Origin of the sequence: Vibrio sp. 10N.222.49.C9 (assembly GCF_041474985.1) — a bacterium.
GTDB classification, from domain to species: Bacteria; Pseudomonadota; Gammaproteobacteria; order Enterobacterales; family Vibrionaceae; genus Vibrio; species Vibrio crassostreae_C.
Genome location: NZ_JBFRVD010000487.1, coordinates 1 through 335, shown reverse-complemented (window position 1 = coordinate 335; position 335 = coordinate 1). Strand labels below are relative to the sequence as shown.

Below are 335 nucleotides of genomic sequence, written 5' to 3'. Positions count from 1 at the left end.
GCTTGGATTGACAGTCTACTGTGCGTCATTTTTTTTGCATAGTGGCATTGTGCTATTAAACCCTTTTAATTTTTACGCACTATGCAAATAAATGGGGGTTTAAATAGTTGTTTATGCCGTCATCGCGATAATCGCACCTGGCATAACAACGAATACTGCAATTAGATATCCAGCAACAACGCTCTTGTTCTTAATGGCCATTGTTGAAATCCAATCAGCACCCTTCAGTGGCAGTTCACGTAGGAACGGAATACCAAAGATGAACAAGGTTGCCGCTACGTTGAACAACAAGTGCACTAGAGCAATCTGAAGCGCAAAGGCTGCAAACTCACCAG

Annotated in this window: 1 pseudogene; it reads right to left on the bottom strand. The window is 42.4% G+C overall.

The annotated features are described in order from the left end of the window. Nucleotides 1-111 precede the first annotated feature (111 nt). Nucleotides 112-335, bottom strand: a pseudogene (locus AB4585_RS24125) (Na/Pi cotransporter family protein); the annotation flags it as partial.